This window comes from Endozoicomonas sp. ONNA1 (assembly GCF_024606325.1).
In the GTDB taxonomy this organism is placed as follows: Bacteria; Pseudomonadota; Gammaproteobacteria; order Pseudomonadales; family Endozoicomonadaceae; genus Endozoicomonas_A.
Genome location: NZ_JAHHPN010000849.1, coordinates 1 through 1,206 on the forward strand (window position 1 = coordinate 1; position 1,206 = coordinate 1,206).

The window sequence follows — 1,206 nt, forward strand, 5'->3', positions numbered from 1 at the left end:
ATCCTTGTCTTTCCATTCAGGCCATCCCATTAGCTCTTTCACTTCCTCATGTTTGAGCATGCCTCTGCCGCTGTTCATGGACGCTAAGGCCCGGAACAGCTCCATATTGAATTCGCCATCCTTGTCTTTCCATTCAGCCCAGCCAAGCACCTCTTTCACGTCGTCATGTTTCAGCATGCCTTTAGAATGATTCATGGATGAGAAGGCGCGGAACAGCTCCATATTGAACTGGTCATCCTTGTCTTTCCATTCCGGCCAGCCCAGCAGCGCTTCGACGTCCTCATGTTTGAGCAGGCCCCTGGCATGATTCATGGATGAGAAGGCGCGGAACAGCTCCATGTTGAACCCGTCATCCTTGTCTTTCCATACCAGCCAGCCCAATATCTCTTTCACTTCCTCATGTTTGAGCAAGCCTTTGCAAGTATTCATTGACGAGAAAGCACGGAACAGCTCCATATTGAACTCGCCATTATTGTCTTTCCATTCCGGCCAGCTCAGCAGCTCTCTCACTTCATCAAGCTTGGGCACACCTTTGCAACTCTTCATGGACGAGAAGGAAGTCAATGTATCCAAACTCGCTAAATATTCGAGTTCACTTTGATCACGTTCTGCAAAACTACGGATATGTTTTTTTGCATAATTCAGCATGCCGGTTAGCATGCCTGTGTTTTTGAAGTTTTTAGAAAGGTGCCCAAAAAAAGCAGTGGCATTATCGAAGAAGCTATTAAAATACTGTCTCTCTACAAAGCCAAGCAGTTTATAAAAAGTATCCTTTACAGAGATGTTTTTTTTCTTGAATACTTCCATCAGGGTTTGTGCTTTCTCCAGCTCTTCCTTGCTTAGTTCGTACTTGATACTTTCTTTTACTTTTTCCAATAGATCATCAGTGATCTGGGCGTCTTCCGGTTTCTTTTTTTTAGCCGGTGGTGCAGTAGCTGCTTCGGAATGGCTTCTCTTTCTACCCGAGCCCTTATTTTTTTTCTGAGCAGGTTCTGATGAATCCGACTCTGTTTCTTTCAGGGTTTGTCTTGCTCTTTTATTACCGTGAGTGTCCGGCAGGCACTTGTCGCATAAAAATGCTGAAGCTGCTGCTTCATCAGCGACACGGCTTAATTCCTGTGTATTCATTATCTTGTTACATCTGGAACAAGTTACGACCGAACTTCCGGTATCTTGCTCAGCCGAGGGCTTCAGTGGATCATCGCC

The 1,206-nt window shown here is 45.4% G+C and carries 1 protein-coding gene; it reads right to left on the reverse strand.

All coding sequences use genetic code 11. The features are described from left to right. Positions 1–1,128: hypothetical protein (locus KDK19_RS19920; RefSeq protein ID WP_257292712.1), on the reverse strand; the 1,128-nt coding region annotated here is incomplete at its 3' end. Between the last annotated feature and the right edge of the window lie 78 nt (positions 1,129–1,206).